15 protein-coding genes are annotated in these 14,749 nt (G+C 65.1%); 1 reads left to right on the plus strand and 14 read right to left on the minus strand.

Annotated features, from left to right (window positions below; all coding sequences use genetic code 11):
• Positions 1-147 precede the first annotated feature (147 nt).
• The 14 genes from HU752_RS14580 to HU752_RS14645 form a co-directional block, all read right to left on the minus strand.
• The gene (locus tag HU752_RS14580) at positions 148-1,065 is read right to left on the minus strand and encodes a dihydrodipicolinate synthase family protein (RefSeq protein ID WP_017906453.1); all 918 of its coding nucleotides are present in this window, start codon (positions 1,063-1,065) and stop codon (positions 148-150) included.
• Positions 1,066-1,191: 126 nt separating this feature from the next.
• Positions 1,192-2,220 (minus strand): trans-3-hydroxy-L-proline dehydratase, encoded by a 1,029-nt coding sequence (locus HU752_RS14585; RefSeq protein ID WP_186685471.1) that lies wholly within the window; start codon positions 2,218-2,220, stop codon positions 1,192-1,194.
• Positions 2,221-2,374: 154 nt separating this feature from the next.
• Positions 2,375-3,097, minus strand: a complete 723-nt coding sequence (locus HU752_RS14590; protein WP_186685473.1) for an amino acid ABC transporter ATP-binding protein — start codon at positions 3,095-3,097, stop codon at positions 2,375-2,377.
• Positions 3,090-3,740, minus strand: a complete 651-nt coding sequence (locus tag HU752_RS14595; protein WP_186685475.1) for an amino acid ABC transporter permease — start codon at positions 3,738-3,740, stop codon at positions 3,090-3,092. Before HU752_RS14595 ends, HU752_RS14590 begins: the two co-directional genes overlap by 8 nt.
• 12 nt (positions 3,741-3,752) lie before the next feature.
• Positions 3,753-4,424 carry an amino acid ABC transporter permease gene (locus HU752_RS14600; protein WP_186685477.1) on the minus strand — a complete coding sequence of 224 codons (672 nt, stop codon included), beginning with the start codon at positions 4,422-4,424 and terminating at the stop codon, positions 3,753-3,755.
• Positions 4,417-6,180, minus strand: a complete 1,764-nt coding sequence (gene lhpI, locus HU752_RS14605; protein ID WP_186685479.1) for a cis-3-hydroxy-L-proline dehydratase — start codon at positions 6,178-6,180, stop codon at positions 4,417-4,419. The genes HU752_RS14600 and lhpI overlap by 8 nt, the downstream gene beginning before the upstream one ends.
• Before the next feature lie 10 nt (positions 6,181-6,190).
• Positions 6,191-7,009 (minus strand): ABC transporter substrate-binding protein, encoded by an 819-nt coding sequence (locus HU752_RS14610; protein WP_186685481.1) that lies wholly within the window; start codon positions 7,007-7,009, stop codon positions 6,191-6,193.
• A gap of 430 nt (positions 7,010-7,439) precedes the next feature.
• On the minus strand, positions 7,440-8,195 hold the full coding sequence (locus tag HU752_RS14615; protein ID WP_186685611.1) for an AraC family transcriptional regulator: 756 nt from the start codon (positions 8,193-8,195) through the stop codon (positions 7,440-7,442).
• A gap of 74 nt (positions 8,196-8,269) precedes the next feature.
• Positions 8,270-9,526 (minus strand): NAD(P)/FAD-dependent oxidoreductase, encoded by a 1,257-nt coding sequence (locus HU752_RS14620; protein WP_186685483.1) that lies wholly within the window; start codon positions 9,524-9,526, stop codon positions 8,270-8,272.
• Positions 9,523-9,759, minus strand: coding sequence for a (2Fe-2S)-binding protein (locus tag HU752_RS14625; RefSeq protein ID WP_186685485.1), 237 nt, complete (start codon positions 9,757-9,759; stop codon positions 9,523-9,525). The genes HU752_RS14620 and HU752_RS14625 overlap by 4 nt, the downstream gene beginning before the upstream one ends.
• Positions 9,752-10,867 (minus strand): NAD(P)/FAD-dependent oxidoreductase, encoded by a 1,116-nt coding sequence (locus HU752_RS14630; protein ID WP_186685487.1) that lies wholly within the window; start codon positions 10,865-10,867, stop codon positions 9,752-9,754. The genes HU752_RS14625 and HU752_RS14630 overlap by 8 nt, the downstream gene beginning before the upstream one ends.
• Positions 10,864-11,796 carry a 4-hydroxyproline epimerase gene (locus HU752_RS14635; RefSeq protein ID WP_186685489.1) on the minus strand — a complete coding sequence of 311 codons (933 nt, stop codon included), beginning with the start codon at positions 11,794-11,796 and terminating at the stop codon, positions 10,864-10,866. Before HU752_RS14635 ends, HU752_RS14630 begins: the two co-directional genes overlap by 4 nt.
• 109 nt (positions 11,797-11,905) lie before the next feature.
• Positions 11,906-12,577, minus strand: coding sequence for a GntR family transcriptional regulator (locus HU752_RS14640; RefSeq protein WP_186685491.1), 672 nt, complete (start codon positions 12,575-12,577; stop codon positions 11,906-11,908).
• Between the two features lie 147 nt (positions 12,578-12,724).
• Complete coding sequence (locus HU752_RS14645) at positions 12,725-13,525, minus strand: N-acetylmuramoyl-L-alanine amidase-like domain-containing protein (RefSeq protein WP_186685492.1); 801 nt, start codon at positions 13,523-13,525, stop codon at positions 12,725-12,727.
• A 171-nt stretch (positions 13,526-13,696) separates the two neighbouring features.
• On the opposite strand from HU752_RS14645, the gene HU752_RS14650 reads away from it, so the two are divergent.
• A complete protein-coding gene (locus HU752_RS14650) occupies positions 13,697-14,749 on the plus strand; it encodes a GlxA family transcriptional regulator (protein WP_186685493.1) in 1,053 nt (350 codons plus the stop codon).

Here is a 14,749-nt window from a genome sequence, read left to right on the forward strand (position 1 = left end):
ACGCGAAATACCTGACGGCATGCGGTGACTGGCTTCAGGGCTGCTGCGCAGCCCAGCGCGGGCAAGCCCGCTCGCCACAATGTGGGTGAGGCAGATATTGCAATAGGGCAGGCGCTGTAGAATCGGCAGGCTGCCCCGGTACCGCACTCAGAGGCCGACATCCGGCAGTGCCGGCCGGTTGGCCAGGGCCTTGGCCATGATCCGCTCGACGAACACCCGATCAGCTTCCGGCAGGGCCAGGCGCGGTGGGCGGGTCAGGGCACTGCCGCGGCCGGCGATGGCCTCGCACAGCTTGATGCACTGCACCAGGTCCGCACGCGCGTCGAGGTGCAGGATCGGCATCAGCCACTCATAGATCGGCATGGCTTCGGCGAAGCGTCCGGCCTTGGCCAGGCGGAAAATGGTCTCGCCTTCCTTGGGGAACACGTTGGACATCCCCGACACCCAGCCCTCGGCGCCCACCGCGATACTCTCCAACACCACGTCATCCAGGCCGGCGAACAGCACGAAACGATCGCCGACTTCATTGCGCACGTCGATGAAACGGCGGGTGTCGCCCGAGGAATCCTTGAAGCACACCACGTTGTCGCAGTCGGCCAGGGAGATCAGGATCTCCGGGGTCACGTCGTTCTTGTAGATCGGCGGGTTGTTGTAGACCATCAGCGGCACGTCGGCATGCCGGGCCACATAGCGGTAGTGCTCGGCAGTCTCGAACGGCTTGGAGCCGTAGACCAGCGCCGGCATCAGCATGACCCCGTCGACCCCGACCTTGCGCACCGAGTTGGCGACCTTGGCTGCCTGCACGCTGGTGAATTCGGCCACGCCGCAGATCACCGGCACCCGGCCCTTGGAGGCGTCCACCGCGACCTCGGTGACAGCGATCTTTTCTTCAGCGGTCAGCGAGGTGTTTTCCCCGACCGAGCCACAGACCACCAGGCCCGAGACGCCGTCGCGGATGACGTTGGAGATGACTTGGTGAGTCTTTTCCAGGTTGATGGAAAAGTCGTCGTTGAATTGGGTGGTGACCGCGGGGAAGACGCCGCTCCAGTTGATGCGTTTGCTCATGATTGACTCCTGGGTTTAATTGTATTTCGTATACGATACTGCTGATAAAAACCGGTTATTCGTGTGTGTCAGCGGGGGCCACTCCAGCGCCCCAAGGTCCTGCAATGTGGCTGAGTCAGTGGGGTATCAGGCGCCAGGCCAGGTGTCCGACAGCCGATAACCCTGTGGCCAGGGATCGGTCGGGTCGAGCAGCAACTGGTGAGTGCCGGTGATCCACGCGCGGCCGGACAGGCACGGATAGATCGCCGCACGCCCGGCCAGTTCGGTCTGCGAGTCGATGCGGCAGTGGAACTCCGAACCGATGATCGAGCGGCCGATGAAGCGATCACCGACCTTCAGCACGCCCTTGGCCTGCAATACCGCCATGCGTGCCGAGCAGCCGGTGCCGCAGGGCGAGCGGTCGATCTTGCCGGGGCGGATCACCACGGCGTTGGCCCCGGTGGCGACACCGTTCTCGTAGGTCACCGGGGCAGCGATCTGGCAGAAGGAGATATGCGACCAGTCCGGGTTCAGCGGGTGGACGAAACCCAGTTGTTCGTTGGCGGCACGGGTGATCTTCAGGCCGGTCTCGACCATGTCCCTGGCTTCATCGGGGCGGATGGCGAAGCCCAGGCGTTGGGCATCGACAATGGCAAAGCTGTCGCCGCCGTAGGCGGTGTCGACCTGGATCGAACCCAGGCCCTCGACCTCGATCCAGGCATCCAGGCGATCAGCGAACGACGGCACGTTCCTGACTTCCACCCGCTGGACCTTGCCATCCTTGCATTCGGCCACGGCCTCGATCAGGCCGCCGGGAGCCTCCAGCACCAGGCGGGTCTGCGGTTCGCTCATCGGCAGGATGCCGCTGTCGAGCAGCACGGTGGACACGCACAGCGAGTTGGAGCCGGACATCGGCGGGGTATCGGCCGGCTCCATGATGATCCAGGCCATCTGCGCCCGCGGATCCTTGGCCGGTACCAGCAGGTTGACGTGACGGAACACGCCACCGCGTGGCTCGTTGAGGACGAAGTTGCGCAGGGTCTCGTCCTGGGCGATCCAGCGCGACTGCTCCCACACGGTCGCGCCCGGTGGCGGGGCGACGCCGCCGACGATCACATCGCCGACTTCACCTTCGGCATGGCAACTGACTACATGAACGATCTTCGAAGAACGCATTGCCTACTCCTTCTCTCGTGTCTGCTCAACATTCCCCTGTAGGAGCCGGGCTTGCCCGCGAACCGCCGAAGGCGGCCATTCCCCTCGCCAGCGTGACAGCCTTGCCGGCGCTTTCGCGGGCAAGCCCGGCTCCTACAGGGATTGGGGTGCATTTCTACTTGACCGACTTGAGAAACGCCGCCGTTTCCGGCTGCAGTGGGTTGCCGATGACCTGGTCGGGTGCGCCGATCTCGTGCACCAGGCCGTTGCGAAAGAACGCCACGCGGTCGGAGACGTCGCGGGCGAAACGGATCTCGTGGGTCACCAGGACCATGGTCATGCCGTCCTCGGCGAGCATGCGCATGGTGTCCAGCACTTCGCCGACCAGTTGCGGATCGAGCGCCGAGGTGGCTTCGTCGAACAGCATGTAGTCCGGTGACATGGCCAGGGCGCGGGCGATCGCCATGCGCTGCTGCTGGCCGCCGGAGAGCTTGCCGGGGAAGGTCTTGAGCTTGTCGCCCAGGCCCACGTGGGTCAGTTGGCGCACCGCCAGTTCCTCGGCGTCCTGCCGGCTCTTGCCGAGCACCTTGCGCGGCGCCAGCATCACGTTCTCCAGCACGGTCAGGTGAGGGAAGGCGTTCCACTGCTGGAACACGATGCCGATCTTCTGCCGCAGCCTGTTCAGGTCGGTGTTGCGGTCGTGGACCTCGATGCCGTCGACGCGGATGCTGCCCTTGTGGATCGACTCCAGGCCGTTGATGCACATCAGCAGGGTCGACTTGCCGGAGCCCGAGCCGCCGATGATCGACACCACCTCGCCCTTGTTCACCGTCAGGCTGACGCCCTTGACCACTTCCAGGTCGCCGAAGGATTTGTGTACGTTGTCGATCTCAATCATTTTCTTGCCACCTTCTTTCCAGACGAGCGCCCAGGCGAGCGACCACCAGGCTCATGACGTAGTAGATAAGGCCCGCGATGCACAGCACCAGCAGCGGTTCCTGGATACGCGTGACGATGGTTTGCGAGGCGCGCAGCAGTTCGATGATGCCGATCCACATCACCAGCGCAGTGTCCTTCATGACCCCCAGCACCAGGTTCAGCCAGCCGGGGAAGGCCACCCGCGTGGCCATCGGCAGGACGATCCAGCGCAGGTCCTGCAGGTAGCTCAGCCCCAGCGAACGACTGGCCCGGCGCACGCTGAGCGGTACCGAGAGCACGCCGCTGCGCACGATTTCGGTGAAGTACGCGGCGGCATAGATCCCCAGCACGATGCAACCGACGGAGAAGGCACTGATCTTCAGGCCCAGAATGCTCTTGAACGAGTTGAACAGGACGAACTGGATCAGCAGCGGCACGCTGCGAAACACATCCAGTACCCAGGCCAGCGGCAGGCTCACCCGTGGCAGCAGGGCGCGCAACAGGCCGAACAGGAGGCCGGCGACACTGCCCAGCAGGATCGACCAGAACGTCAGTTGCAGCGTGACCCAGGCGCCGCTGAGCAGGAACAGCAGGTCATTGGCGGTAAGACTGGTGGAAAACATGGATCAGACCCCTCAGTAACGGAACAGCCGCCAGGACAACAGCCGGGCTATCGCGACGATCGCCTTGGCGATCAGGTAATACAGCACCGCCGCGATGGCGAAGTATTCGAAGGTGCGGAACGTCTTGACGTTGTATTCCTGGGTCACCCCGGTCAGGTCGTTGTTCAGTCCCACGACCACGCCCAGCGAGGTCATCAGCACGGCCCAGACCATCTGGTTGGTCAGGGGGTAGAACACCACTCGCAGCAACTGCGGGACCACGATCATCCGGTAGGCCTGGAAGGCACTCATGCCCAGTGAACGGGCGGCGCGCATCTGGGTGCCGGGCACTGCCTTGAGGCCGCCACGAAAGTTCTCCGCCAGGTAGCCGGCGTTGTTGAAGGTGATCCCGGCCAGCAGCGCGAACCAGGAGCTGACATGCAGCCCCAGCGAGCCGAGACCGAAGTACAGGATGTAGATCTGGAACAGCGACGGCGTGTTGCGGGCGATCGACACCCAGCCGTTGGCGAAGCCGCGCAGCAACGGCTGTTTGGCCTCGCGCATCACCGTCAGGGTCAGCGCGATCAGTACGCCGAAGATCATCGACAGGGCGGCCGTCTCGAAGGTCACCCAGGCACCGCCGAGCATGTCCGGCAGGGCGCGAAATGCCGCGCGCCACTGGAAGGTGTAGTTGAAGTTAAACATGGGCGATTGCCTCCTGTGGCAGCCAGGCCGGCAGGCGGCCACTGGCGTGGGCGGAGCAGGCGCTGTCGACGCATTCGGCGAGGCTGGCGAAGTGCACGCTGCGCCCGACCAGGCCGGGTGCGTAGTGGGCGTATTTGCCGGAGTTGGTCATCAGGGTACGGGCCGCTGGCGGGATCACCGGCTCGCCGACCATGCACCAGCAGGTGTCGGTGATCAGCGTGGCGCCGAAGGCTTCGATCGGCTCCAGGTGGCCGGCACTTCGTGCCTGTTCCAGTACAGCTCGGCCGCAGGTGATGGCCACGACCACGGACGGATGCCGGCGGCGGCCCTGGCACAACCGCGCCAGGTGCGCGAACTCGCTGAGGGAGAAGTGCGGGTTGCCCAGCGAGATGACGTCCACCGACGGGGTGCGGGCGCTGTTGAGTTCGTGCCAGCTCACCAGCAGGTCGCTGGGTTCGATGCGTTCGACGGGCAGAGAGGCCCCCGCCACCTGTGCGGGGTCGAGAGCTTCGGGGGTGACGCCGGCAATGTGGAACAGTGGGGCCGCCGAGGTGGTGGCGAAGGCTGCACCAAAGGCCTTGAGGTCGTCGAGGCTGGGCTGGCTGCGCTCCAGGCCACGGACCAGCGGGATACGGCTGCCGCACAGCATGCCGATGTGGTAGCCGAGCAGTGGGTAGAACGCATCGTCCAACCCTTGCAGTGCGGGCACTTCGATCTGCAACTGCGCCTTGCGCCGTTCGGCCAGGTGGCAGCCGGTCAATGGCGCGCGGCCGGTCAGGGCGATGCAGATGTCCAGGTAATCGGGGTATTTCTGGGTTCGGGCACCGAGCACGCTGTTGGCGTAGACCACGGCGTTGGATTCGGCCCAGACAATCTGCTCGCCGGCCTTGGGCGCGCTGTCGAGCAGGTAGGGTGCGCAGGTGTAGCTCAGTTGCGCGCCCATGGCCATGTACGCCGTGCCCAGCGCGCTGGCGGGTTCGCCGAGAGCCGCGTCGACCCCCAGCTCACGCCAGCGCCGCTGGTCCACGGAGATGGAGTTGAGGGTGGTCGGAACGCGTACTTGTGCGCCCCATTGCACCAGTTGTTCGGCAAAGCGCAGGCTCGCCGGGCCGGTGTAGATGCAGCCGTCGATATGCGCCTGGGTAACGTCCAGCAGGGCCGGGGCGCCTTGCAGCTCAGCCATCTGCAGGACGATCTGCATGGCCACCTGGGCGGCCTTGCCATACTGGCCGTCCAGCAGGTTCCGGTCATGTTCGCTGAGTGCAATGCCGGTGGTGGCCGGACGGACCGGCGCAGCCACCTCCCTTGCCTGCCAACCGTCCTCGGGGGAGCCCTCGAACAGGCTCAGGCGATCCTCCTCGACCCGGGCGAAGGCCTGGCCACGCAAGGCGGCAAAGGCCTCCTTGCCGATGCACAGCACCGGCAGGGAGCGTTCGAAAATCACCTGGGCCACCCGCACACCCAACGTCAGGATTTCATCGGCCTCGGCCAGTACCAGGGCGGCAGGCGCATGACCGTTGCTGATCGCTTCCATCATGACACTGCTGCCGGTGCAGGAGCCGCGCCCGCTGGGCAAAGCCAGTACGCGACCGGTCAGGTTCTCGCCGCTGAGGGGATGATGGCGGTCGATCACCTCGCCGCTGAACGGGTCGACGCCGCCCCAGAAACTCAGGCCGACATCGGCGAACAGCAGGAGACCTTGGGCAGACCCCTCGACCAGACTGCGTCCGGTCAGGACAGTGGGCGTGCTGGGCATCGGGCTGTCCTCAGTAGTAGACGTGGGGAACGGTCAGGTCGGTCGGTGGAATCTGGGTGCCGACCCATTTGGTGAACAGTTCCTTGTAGCGTCCGGTCCGCACCTGCTGGTTGACGAACAGGTTGAGGTAGTTGATCAGCCCGTACTCGTTGCGCGCGGCACCCAGCGACACGTAGTCGATCACGTACGGTGCGTTGCCGACGACTTTCAGGCCCTTGTACTTGCCCGAGGCAAGCGTGGCGGCGGCCACGGTGTTGGTGACGACGGTGGCGTCGATATGGCCCTGGGCCACGGCCAGGATGGTGTCGTTCTGCGACTGGTAGGCGCGGAAGCTGCCGCTGCCCCAGCTCTTCTGGTCCTTCTCCAGGGCGATGGCTTCGTAGGTGCTGCTGGTGTTGCCGACATTCTTGCCCTTGAGATCCTCGTACTTGGTGATGCCGGTGTCCTCGCGGGTCAGCACGACCATCTGGAAGGCGAAGTAGGGGATGCTCATGCCAATGGTCTTGGCGCGTTCGAGGGTGTCGGAGGTGGAGGCGGTGATGACGTCGACGCGGTCGGACATCAGCGCCGGGATGCGATCGGCGAATGGCGTCTCGACGACTTCGGCGCTGACCCCGAGGACTTTCGCCAGGTCGTTGCAATAGTCGACGTCGAAGCCGATCGGCTTGTTGCTGGCATCCCGCGAGCCCATCGGTGGGAAGTCGAGGGTGACGGCGCACCGCAGCTTGCCCGAGCTGATGATGTCATCGAGCTTGTCGGCGTGGGCCGTGGCAACGAAGGAAGAGCTGAGAACCACACTGAGCGCTGCGGCAAAAACGGGAGTTTTCATGGAAGCCTCGTTTGTCGGTGAGTGGTGTTGGCTATCGTATTATGAATTTCGTATACGATATTAGATTAGCAATGACTGTGCCTGATTCGAGGTGGCGCAGCGAATTCGTTGTAGGGCCTTGGGTTAGAGGGACTGTTGAGCGCAGCGGGTAAAGGCGGGTGGCGAGGGTGGTGTTACAGAAGGGAGCAGGTGAGGGGATATGCGCCCCTTAAAGGAACACTGCTGACTTTTTGTGGGTGCAGGACATGTGGGAGCAATACCTGTGGGAGCCGGATTTATCCGCGAAGAGGCCCTTGAAACCGCTAAAAGCTTCGCGGATAAATCCGGCTCCCACAGGTTGGGCTGCCCCCAGGAAGTTGGACACCCATCCAACCCTTGGGGGCAGTCCAGGTCTTGCTCCACCGATCCCGGGACTGCCTCGCATGACGGCTCAGCTTTGCCGGTGCGTCTCGCGGTAATGGCTTGGCGACAACCCGGTCAACGCGCGGAACTGGCGGCTGAACGCGCTGTGATCGGTATACCCGCAGCGCAGGGCGATCTCGGTGATCGGCAGGTCGGTCTGCAACAGCAGTTGCGAGGCTTCTTCCAGGCGCGCCTTGTGAATCATCTGCCGTGGCGTGAGCTGGAAGATGCGTTTGCACTGGCGCTCCAGCTGAGCCACCGACAAGCCGGCGATGCGGGTCAGCTCGGCCAGGCTGATCGGCTGGGAGAAGTGTTCGCGGATATGTGCATCCACCGCCGCGACCTTCTGAAAGGAAGGGTGGTTCGATTGCGGCAGTTGCAGGTCGCGGGAGATTCCGGCCAGCCCCACGATCTGTCCTTGCCGATCACGTAGCGGCACCTTGTGGGTCAGGCACCAGATCGGCTGGTTGCCGTAGTAGAGGTGCAACTCCAACTGGTCGGCCAGTTCGCGACCACTGTCCAGCACCCGGCGATCCTGCTCGGTATAGGAGGCGCCGAAACGCTCGGGGAACACTCGGTCGGCGGTCAGGCCCAGCAATTGTTCGGTGTGCTTGAAACCGCAGCGTCGGGCCAGGGTCTGGTTGGCGAAGGCGTAGCGCGCCTCGGGGTCCTTGATGAAGAACACCACGTCCGCCAGGGTGTCGAGCAACGGTGCGATGGCCTGCAGGCTGCTGAGCAGAGTGGGCAGGTCGCAGGGCTGGAAGCGGGTGAGCGAGGCATACATGGCGGTAGGCGTCTGGTGGCAACCCTGCGGATCATAGAGATCCGCCGGGGTTGCCGAAAGCCCCGGGCCGCGGTTCATGCCGGGGGTGTGTCGTCCAGGCACAACAGGGTGTCGATGCGGGCCGGGCTGAACGGTGGGCGGGGTGCTGCCTGTTGCCAACCGAACAGGTGCGAGGTGGCACCGCCACACACGCGCCCCTGGCAGGCGCCCATGCCGCAGCGACTGGCCAGCTTCGCTTCGCGCCAGTCTCGGTGGCCGCTCAGCGCCGCGTAGGTGACATCCTCGCAACGACAGACCAGGGTGTCCGGTTGGGCCAGGGACTTGAGCCGCGGATCCAGGGCAAAGGCGTGGTTCAACGTGTCGGCAAAGCCTTGCCAGCGTTTGCGGCGTGACCACAGCGCACGGGCGGCGTCCCGATCACCGACAGCCGCATGGCCGGCAATGGCGCCTTCGACCAGTGCCAGTTCGCTGCCGCCGAAACCGGTGCATTCACCGGCTGCGTAATGATCGACCAGGCTGCTGGTCTGCCACTCATCGACGGCGAGGGCGTGGCCGTCGAGTGCACAGCCCAGGGCCTGGCCGAGCTGGGTGTTGGGGATGAGGCCGAAGCCGCAGGCCAGTCGCTCGCAAGCCAACTCGACGATCTGGCCGCGTTGGCTCAGGCGTACGCCTTCCAGGCGGTCGCTGCCGAGGGCGGCCAGGACATGGGTGTCGGTGCGGTAATGCCGATCGAACAGGCCGAAGGCCTGCAGCGCCTTGTGCGGCCAGCGGGGCAGTTGTGCGGCAAAGCCGGCGACGGCGGATCGGGGTGCCTGTTCGGCGACCCGCAGGATGTCTGCCCCGGCCTGTCGGGCTGTGGCGGCGCTGGCCAGCAACAAGGGACCGCTGCCGGCGATCACCAGGCGTTGGCCGCTCACCGGCAGTCCGCCCTTGATCAACGCCTGCAGGCCCCCTGCACCGGTGACGCCGGGCAGGGTCCAGCCGGGAAAGGGCAGCAGCAGTTCACGAGCGCCGGTGCAGAGAATCAGCTTGTCGTAGTGGATCCGCCAGCCGCGTTGCGGGTCTTCGAGCAGCAGTTGCCTGGCGCCACTCTGGGCGATGACCCGCGTGGCCGGGTAGTGCCGTACGTTGGTGTGATGCTGCAGGTCCTGGCGCAGTTGCCGGGCCAGGGTCGGCAGCTTGGCCTGTGGCCCGTCGCGCCAGATCTGCCCGCCGGCCAACGGGTTGTCATCGATCAGTGTGATCCGGGCGCCGCTGGGCGCGGCGGCGAGGGCTGCTGCGATACCGGCGGGGCCGGCACCGATGATCAACAGGTCGGTGGTCTCGATCATGCTCCGGTCTCCACGCGCATGCCGTCCTGGCACAGGGTCTGGCAGGCCAGGCGGCGATCGCCGTCGATGCTGACCCGGCATTCCTGGCAGATGCCCATGCCGCACAGCGGTGCGCGGCGGCGACCGCTGACCGAGGTCCGGCTGCAACCATCACCCCCCAGGGCCAATGCCGCCGCGACGGTGGTGCCTTCGGCGACGCGCAGGGCGCGACCGTCCAGTGTCAGTTCAGGCATGGGACGAGACTCCAGGAAAGCGCTGGGGCAGGTAGGGGGTGATGTCCAGTGGTGGTGTTTCGTTGAACAGCTGGGCGACCAGCAGGTCGGCGGTGCCGGGTGCCGTGGTGACGCCCAGTCCTTCATGGCCGACGGCCAGCCACAGGCCCTTGCGCTGCGGATGCTCACCTACCAGCGGCAAGCCATCGGGGCTGGCCGCGCGCAGGCCGGTCCAGGCGCGGATGGCGTTGAGCCGGGCCAATCCCGGCAGGTACTCGACCGCGCGCTTGAGCATCTTCGCCAGCATCCAGCTTTCGACCGTGAGGTCGCGGGTGCCGAACTGCCGCGAGGCGCCGATGAACAACTGGCCGGTCGGACGCGGCTGGATGTTGCAGGCGGTGGAGGGGCCCTTGGCGTTGTGGGCACTGGTGACATAACCCAGTTCGACCAGGGTGTGGGTGACGCTGCCGGGGTAGCGGTCGGTGATCAGCAGGTGGCCCTTCTTCGGCTCGATGGGCAGCTCCGGACACAGCTCGTCAGCCTGTACGCCATTGGCCAGGACCACCGCATCGGCTGCCAGCCAGTGACCGTTGTCGAGCCGTACGCGATGGCCGTCGACTTCGCTGACCCGTGCCCTGCGCTGGCGGATGCCCGGGGTCTCCAGCATCCAGCGCGCCGTGGCCGGGGCATAGAGAATGCCGTCGCCCTGGATCAGCAGACCCCCCTCGAGTCCTTCGCGCAATTGCGGTTCGCGCTCGTGCAGCGCCTGGCCATCGAGCAGTTCACAGCCGATGCCGTGCGCGCGCAGGTTGTGATACTTGGTCTCGGCCACCGCCATCTCCTCGGCGTTGGCGGCGATCCACAACGTGCCGTTGTTGCGATAGGCGCAGCCTTCGGGCAGGTCGGGCGCGTGCTCGCGCCAGCGTTGCACCGAGTATTGGCTCAGCGCCAGCTCGGCCGGGTTGTCGTCGAGTACCAGCAAATGGCCCATGCCCGCCGCCGTGGCATTGGGCAGCCCGGCGTCCAACACCAGCACGTCGAGGCCGCGCCGGGCCAGGGCCTGGGCACAGGCGGCGCCGACGATGCCGGCACCGATGACGATCACGTCGGCGACCGTGCCTTCGTTCACAGGCGGATGCCCCAGGCGAACGGATCGTCCTGTTCGAGAATCAGCGTCGCTTCGGCGCTGATGTGTGCCCGACCGCGAATGGTGGGCACGATGCGCTCGCCGGCGGTCTCGTAGGAACCCTCGAATTCGCTGCCGATGACACTGGCCTGGCGCCAGGTCTGCCCCGGTTGCAGCTTGCCGTCCGCCGCCAGGCACGCCAGCTTGGCGCTGGTGCCGGTACCGCAGGGCGAGCGGTCGTAGGCCTTGCCAGGACAAAGGACGAAGTTGCGACTGTCGGCGCGGGCGTCGTCGGCGAACAGTTCGATGTGGTCGATCAGGCCGCCGTCCTCGCCACGGATACCTTGCTGCTCCAGTGTCTGCTGCACGGCGAAGGTGTAGGCGGTCAGCGCTTCCAGGTTGTCGCTGGCGACGTCCAGGCCGTGCTCGGCGATCAGGAAGAACCAGTTGCCGCCCCAGGCGATATCGCCGACCACCTGGCCGAGCCCTTCCACCTCCAGGGCCACGGCTCGCCGGTAGCGATAGGACGGGACGTTGCGCACGCTGACCGAGCGGTCCTCGTGCAGGGTGGCATGCACCGTGCCGACCGGGGTTTCGATGGCATGGGTGCCGGGCCCGATCTTGCCCAGGTGGGCGAGGGAGGCGACCAGGCCGATGGTGCCGTGGCCGCACATGCCGAGGTAGCCGGTGTTGTTGAAGAAGATCACGCCGGCACAGGCCTGCGGGTCCACCGGTTCGCAGAGCAGGGCGCCGACCAGTACATCGCTGCCGCGTGGCTCGAGGACGCAGGCGGCCCGCCAACTGTCGTGCTGTTCGGCCAGGCGCTGGCGGCGCTCGGCCATGCTGCCGTGGCCCAGGTCGGGAAAACCGGCGGTCACCAGGCGGGTCGGTTCGCCGCCGGTATGGGAGTCGATCACGGTGATACGTTTCATGGCAGGCCACTGTCGAATGAAGGAGTTCGCAGAGTGGCCTGCACAGGGGCAGTCCGGCTTGATGCTTTTATCGGGTGCCGATGACGAAATCAGCACAGTGACAAAAGCTTCAGTGTGACCGTGGCAAGTGCTCGAGCAGGGTCGCGCAGACACCGGCAATGTGCTCGTCGAGCAGTTTCACCGCCCGTTCCACATCCCGGGAGCGGCAGGCCTCGATGATCTCCCGGTGTTCGTGGTCGGCGCGTTCCTTGCCGGCCGACAGGCTCATCTGCATGCGCAGGTAGCGTTCCAGCTTGTCGTTGACCGAGCGGATCATCCCCACCAGGAACGGCCGCTGTGCCGGCTCGTAGAGACAGGCATGCAGTTCCCAGTTCAGTTCGGCCCAACGGCCGACGTCGTTCTCGCCGACGAATTCCTGGCAGATGCGCTCGGCCCTGGCAAAGGTGCTGTCGGTCATGTTCGGGATCGCCAGGCGCAGCACCTTGTCTTCGAGCAGCATGCGCACCTCGAACATCTGCGCCAGTTCGAGCTCGGACAGGCGCGTGACCATTGCCCCCCGGTTGCGCTGGAACATCACCAGCCCCTCGGCCTCCAGCCGCTTGAGCGCTTCGCGCACCGGGATCTTGCTGACGTTGAACTGGCGGGCGATTTCGTCCTGGCGAATCGGCTCGTCCTCGGCAAAGTTGCCGGCCACGATCGCCTCGCGCAGGTGGCGGGTAATGATCTCCGAGGTGGAGGGCGCGTTGCCCAGGTCTGGCAGATTGAGTTTGGGTAGGGACACGGCGCGATCATTCGAGGTGGGATGGAAAGGATATGGTATACAAAAAACGTGTTGTTTTCCTTTCCTGACGACGAGGGGGTATGCCTGACGACGCCTGGACACATGCCAGGCGCCTGGAGATTGTTCGAAGAAAATGGGGACTTGGTTTCAGAGCGCTCGCAGCACCACGATTCCGGGGGTCTTTTTCACATAGGCCAGGAAGGGCGAGTCGATGACCTGGTAGTGGCTCGACTGGGCCGAGGCATTGCGCAGCACCGGGCCCTTGTCGGTCATGATGAAAATGCCGGTGTGGGTGACGTCCAGGCCCTGGGCCGGGGTGTAGATGCCGATGTAGTCGCCGGTGTGCAGCCGGCTGATGACGGCCTCGTCGACGAACTGGCTGGGAATGTAGTTGATGGCACGGGTCACTTCACTGCCCGACTGGCCGGTTTGGCCGCCGGCCGACGGGGTCCTCAGCACCTTGGTGACCGTGGTGCTGGCAGGGCTGGTTTCGCGGGTCACGTCGCGGGCGTTGAGCGGCGTGGCGTGGGCCCAGTCGGTGAAGAAATGCTTGCGGTTGACGTAGCTGATATCGCCGTGTTCGTAGCGGGTGCGAATCACGTTCTCGATGAAGCGCGGCAGGTCATCGGACTTGCGCAGTGCCTCGACGTAGTCCAGGTAGGTGAAGCAGTCCAGGCCACGGAAGTCGATCACCAGCTTTTCCGCCGTGGTCGCCGAACCCTCCAGCATGTGCGGCACATAGGGCGTGCCGAGGAAACTGGCGGAAATCTCGTCGATGCGCTGGCCCGGTGTCTCTTGCGGGGCACTGGCCAGGCGTGACTCGATCAGGTTGATCCTGCCCAGGGTGTAGTCGTCCAGCTTGAGCGGTGCATCGGTCGATGCCCCGGTGAAACCGCTCAGCATCAGGCCGACCGCCAGGCCTGACAGGATCGACAACATCTTGTTCATACAATCTCCGAAAGACACCACGGCTGCCATACCGAGAGGCATTGTTTTCTGCGACAGGGCGGCTGTCAAAGAAAACTGCCCGGTGGCCTTGCGAACAGTTTTGATGGCGCCGCATTAACGCGATATTCTCATGTGCACCAGCCCACTGGTCTTTCTTGAGCATCATCACGCATGTCCGAATCACCCCCGTCGGGGCACCGCCAATTCAGTCGCAGCCTCAAGACCCTGAACCTCGCCTACCTGAACGAGTCGGGCCAGGCAGTGCCGACGCCCCCGCCAACGCGGCGGATCGCCTTCGTGCTGCTCGACAACTTCTCGATGATGGCCTTCACCGGGGCGCTGGACGGGCTGGTCACGGCCAACCTGCTGGGACGGGCGCCGCTGTATGAAATGAAGACCTTTGGGATCGACTACCTGCAGATCGCCTGCGACCTGGGGATTTCGATCGCTGCCGATGACTGCATCAGTGCCTTGCGCCCGGACGCTGCCGATCTGCTGATCGTCTGCGGCGGCCTGCGCAGCCCATTGCAACCGGCTGGCAAGCTGGTGGAGAAACTGCGCCAGTGCGCGCGGGCCTCGATGCAGTTGGGCAGCTTGTGGAATGGCTGCTTCCAGCTGGCCCATGCCGGGCTGCTGGACGGGCGCTCCTGCACCGTGCACCCGGAAAACCGCGCCGGGCTGATGGAAATCTGCCCGACCGTACGGTTGCTGCCACAACCCTATGTGATCGACGGCGGGCTGATCAGCTGTGCCGGTGCCAACAGCGCCCTGGGCTTAATCCTCAACGTGATTCGTGCCCAGCAGGGCGACGAGCTGGTGCGGGGGATCGAGGCGATCCTCAGTTGCGACCGCAGCGAGCAGACCGACAACATGCCGCTGGCGCGGGTCTCCCGTGACCCGCGCCTGCCGGTGGCCCTGCAAAGCCTGCTCGACCTGATGGAAAACAACATCGAGGACCCGCTGGAACTCGACCAGTTGGCGAGCTACGTCAACCTGTCGCGGCGCCAGGTCGACCGGCTGTTCCAGCAGTTCATGCAAAGCTCGCCCAAGCGCTACTACCTGGAGTTGCGCCTGACCCGTGGTCGGCAACTGCTGCTGCAGACCAACGAGTCGGTGATCAACATCGCCACTGCCTGTGGCTTCGTCAGCTCGGCGCATTTCAGCCGCTGCTTCCGCGATTTCTTCGGCCATACCGCCAGCGAAGCCCGCGCGCGTCACCGCTGA

The organism is Pseudomonas vanderleydeniana (genome assembly GCF_014268755.2).
Classification (GTDB): Bacteria; Pseudomonadota; Gammaproteobacteria; order Pseudomonadales; family Pseudomonadaceae; genus Aquipseudomonas; species Aquipseudomonas vanderleydeniana.

What these genes read in the sequence shown, in the direction of transcription:
- HU752_RS14580 (WP_017906453.1), bottom strand. Translation starts at nt 1,065, where the DNA reads ATGAGCAAACGCATCAACTGGAGCGGCGTCTTCCCCGCGGTCACCACC.
- HU752_RS14585 (WP_186685471.1), bottom strand. Translation starts at nt 2,220, where the DNA reads ATGCGTTCTTCGAAGATCGTTCATGTAGTCAGTTGCCATGCCGAAGGT.
- HU752_RS14590 (WP_186685473.1), bottom strand. Translation starts at nt 3,097, where the DNA reads ATGATTGAGATCGACAACGTACACAAATCCTTCGGCGACCTGGAAGTG.
- HU752_RS14595 (WP_186685475.1), bottom strand. Translation starts at nt 3,740, where the DNA reads ATGTTTTCCACCAGTCTTACCGCCAATGACCTGCTGTTCCTGCTCAGC.
- HU752_RS14600 (WP_186685477.1), bottom strand. Translation starts at nt 4,424, where the DNA reads ATGTTTAACTTCAACTACACCTTCCAGTGGCGCGCGGCATTTCGCGCC.
- lhpI (WP_186685479.1), bottom strand. Translation starts at nt 6,180, where the DNA reads ATGCCCAGCACGCCCACTGTCCTGACCGGACGCAGTCTGGTCGAGGGG.
- HU752_RS14610 (WP_186685481.1), bottom strand. Translation starts at nt 7,009, where the DNA reads ATGAAAACTCCCGTTTTTGCCGCAGCGCTCAGTGTGGTTCTCAGCTCT.
- HU752_RS14615 (WP_186685611.1), bottom strand. Translation starts at nt 8,195, where the DNA reads ATGTATGCCTCGCTCACCCGCTTCCAGCCCTGCGACCTGCCCACTCTG.
- HU752_RS14620 (WP_186685483.1), bottom strand. Translation starts at nt 9,526, where the DNA reads ATGATCGAGACCACCGACCTGTTGATCATCGGTGCCGGCCCCGCCGGT.
- HU752_RS14625 (WP_186685485.1), bottom strand. Translation starts at nt 9,759, where the DNA reads ATGCCTGAACTGACACTGGACGGTCGCGCCCTGCGCGTCGCCGAAGGC.
- HU752_RS14635 (WP_186685489.1), bottom strand. Translation starts at nt 11,796, where the DNA reads ATGAAACGTATCACCGTGATCGACTCCCATACCGGCGGCGAACCGACC.
- HU752_RS14645 (WP_186685492.1), bottom strand. Translation starts at nt 13,525, where the DNA reads ATGAACAAGATGTTGTCGATCCTGTCAGGCCTGGCGGTCGGCCTGATG.
- HU752_RS14650 (WP_186685493.1), top strand. Translation starts at nt 13,697, where the DNA reads ATGTCCGAATCACCCCCGTCGGGGCACCGCCAATTCAGTCGCAGCCTC.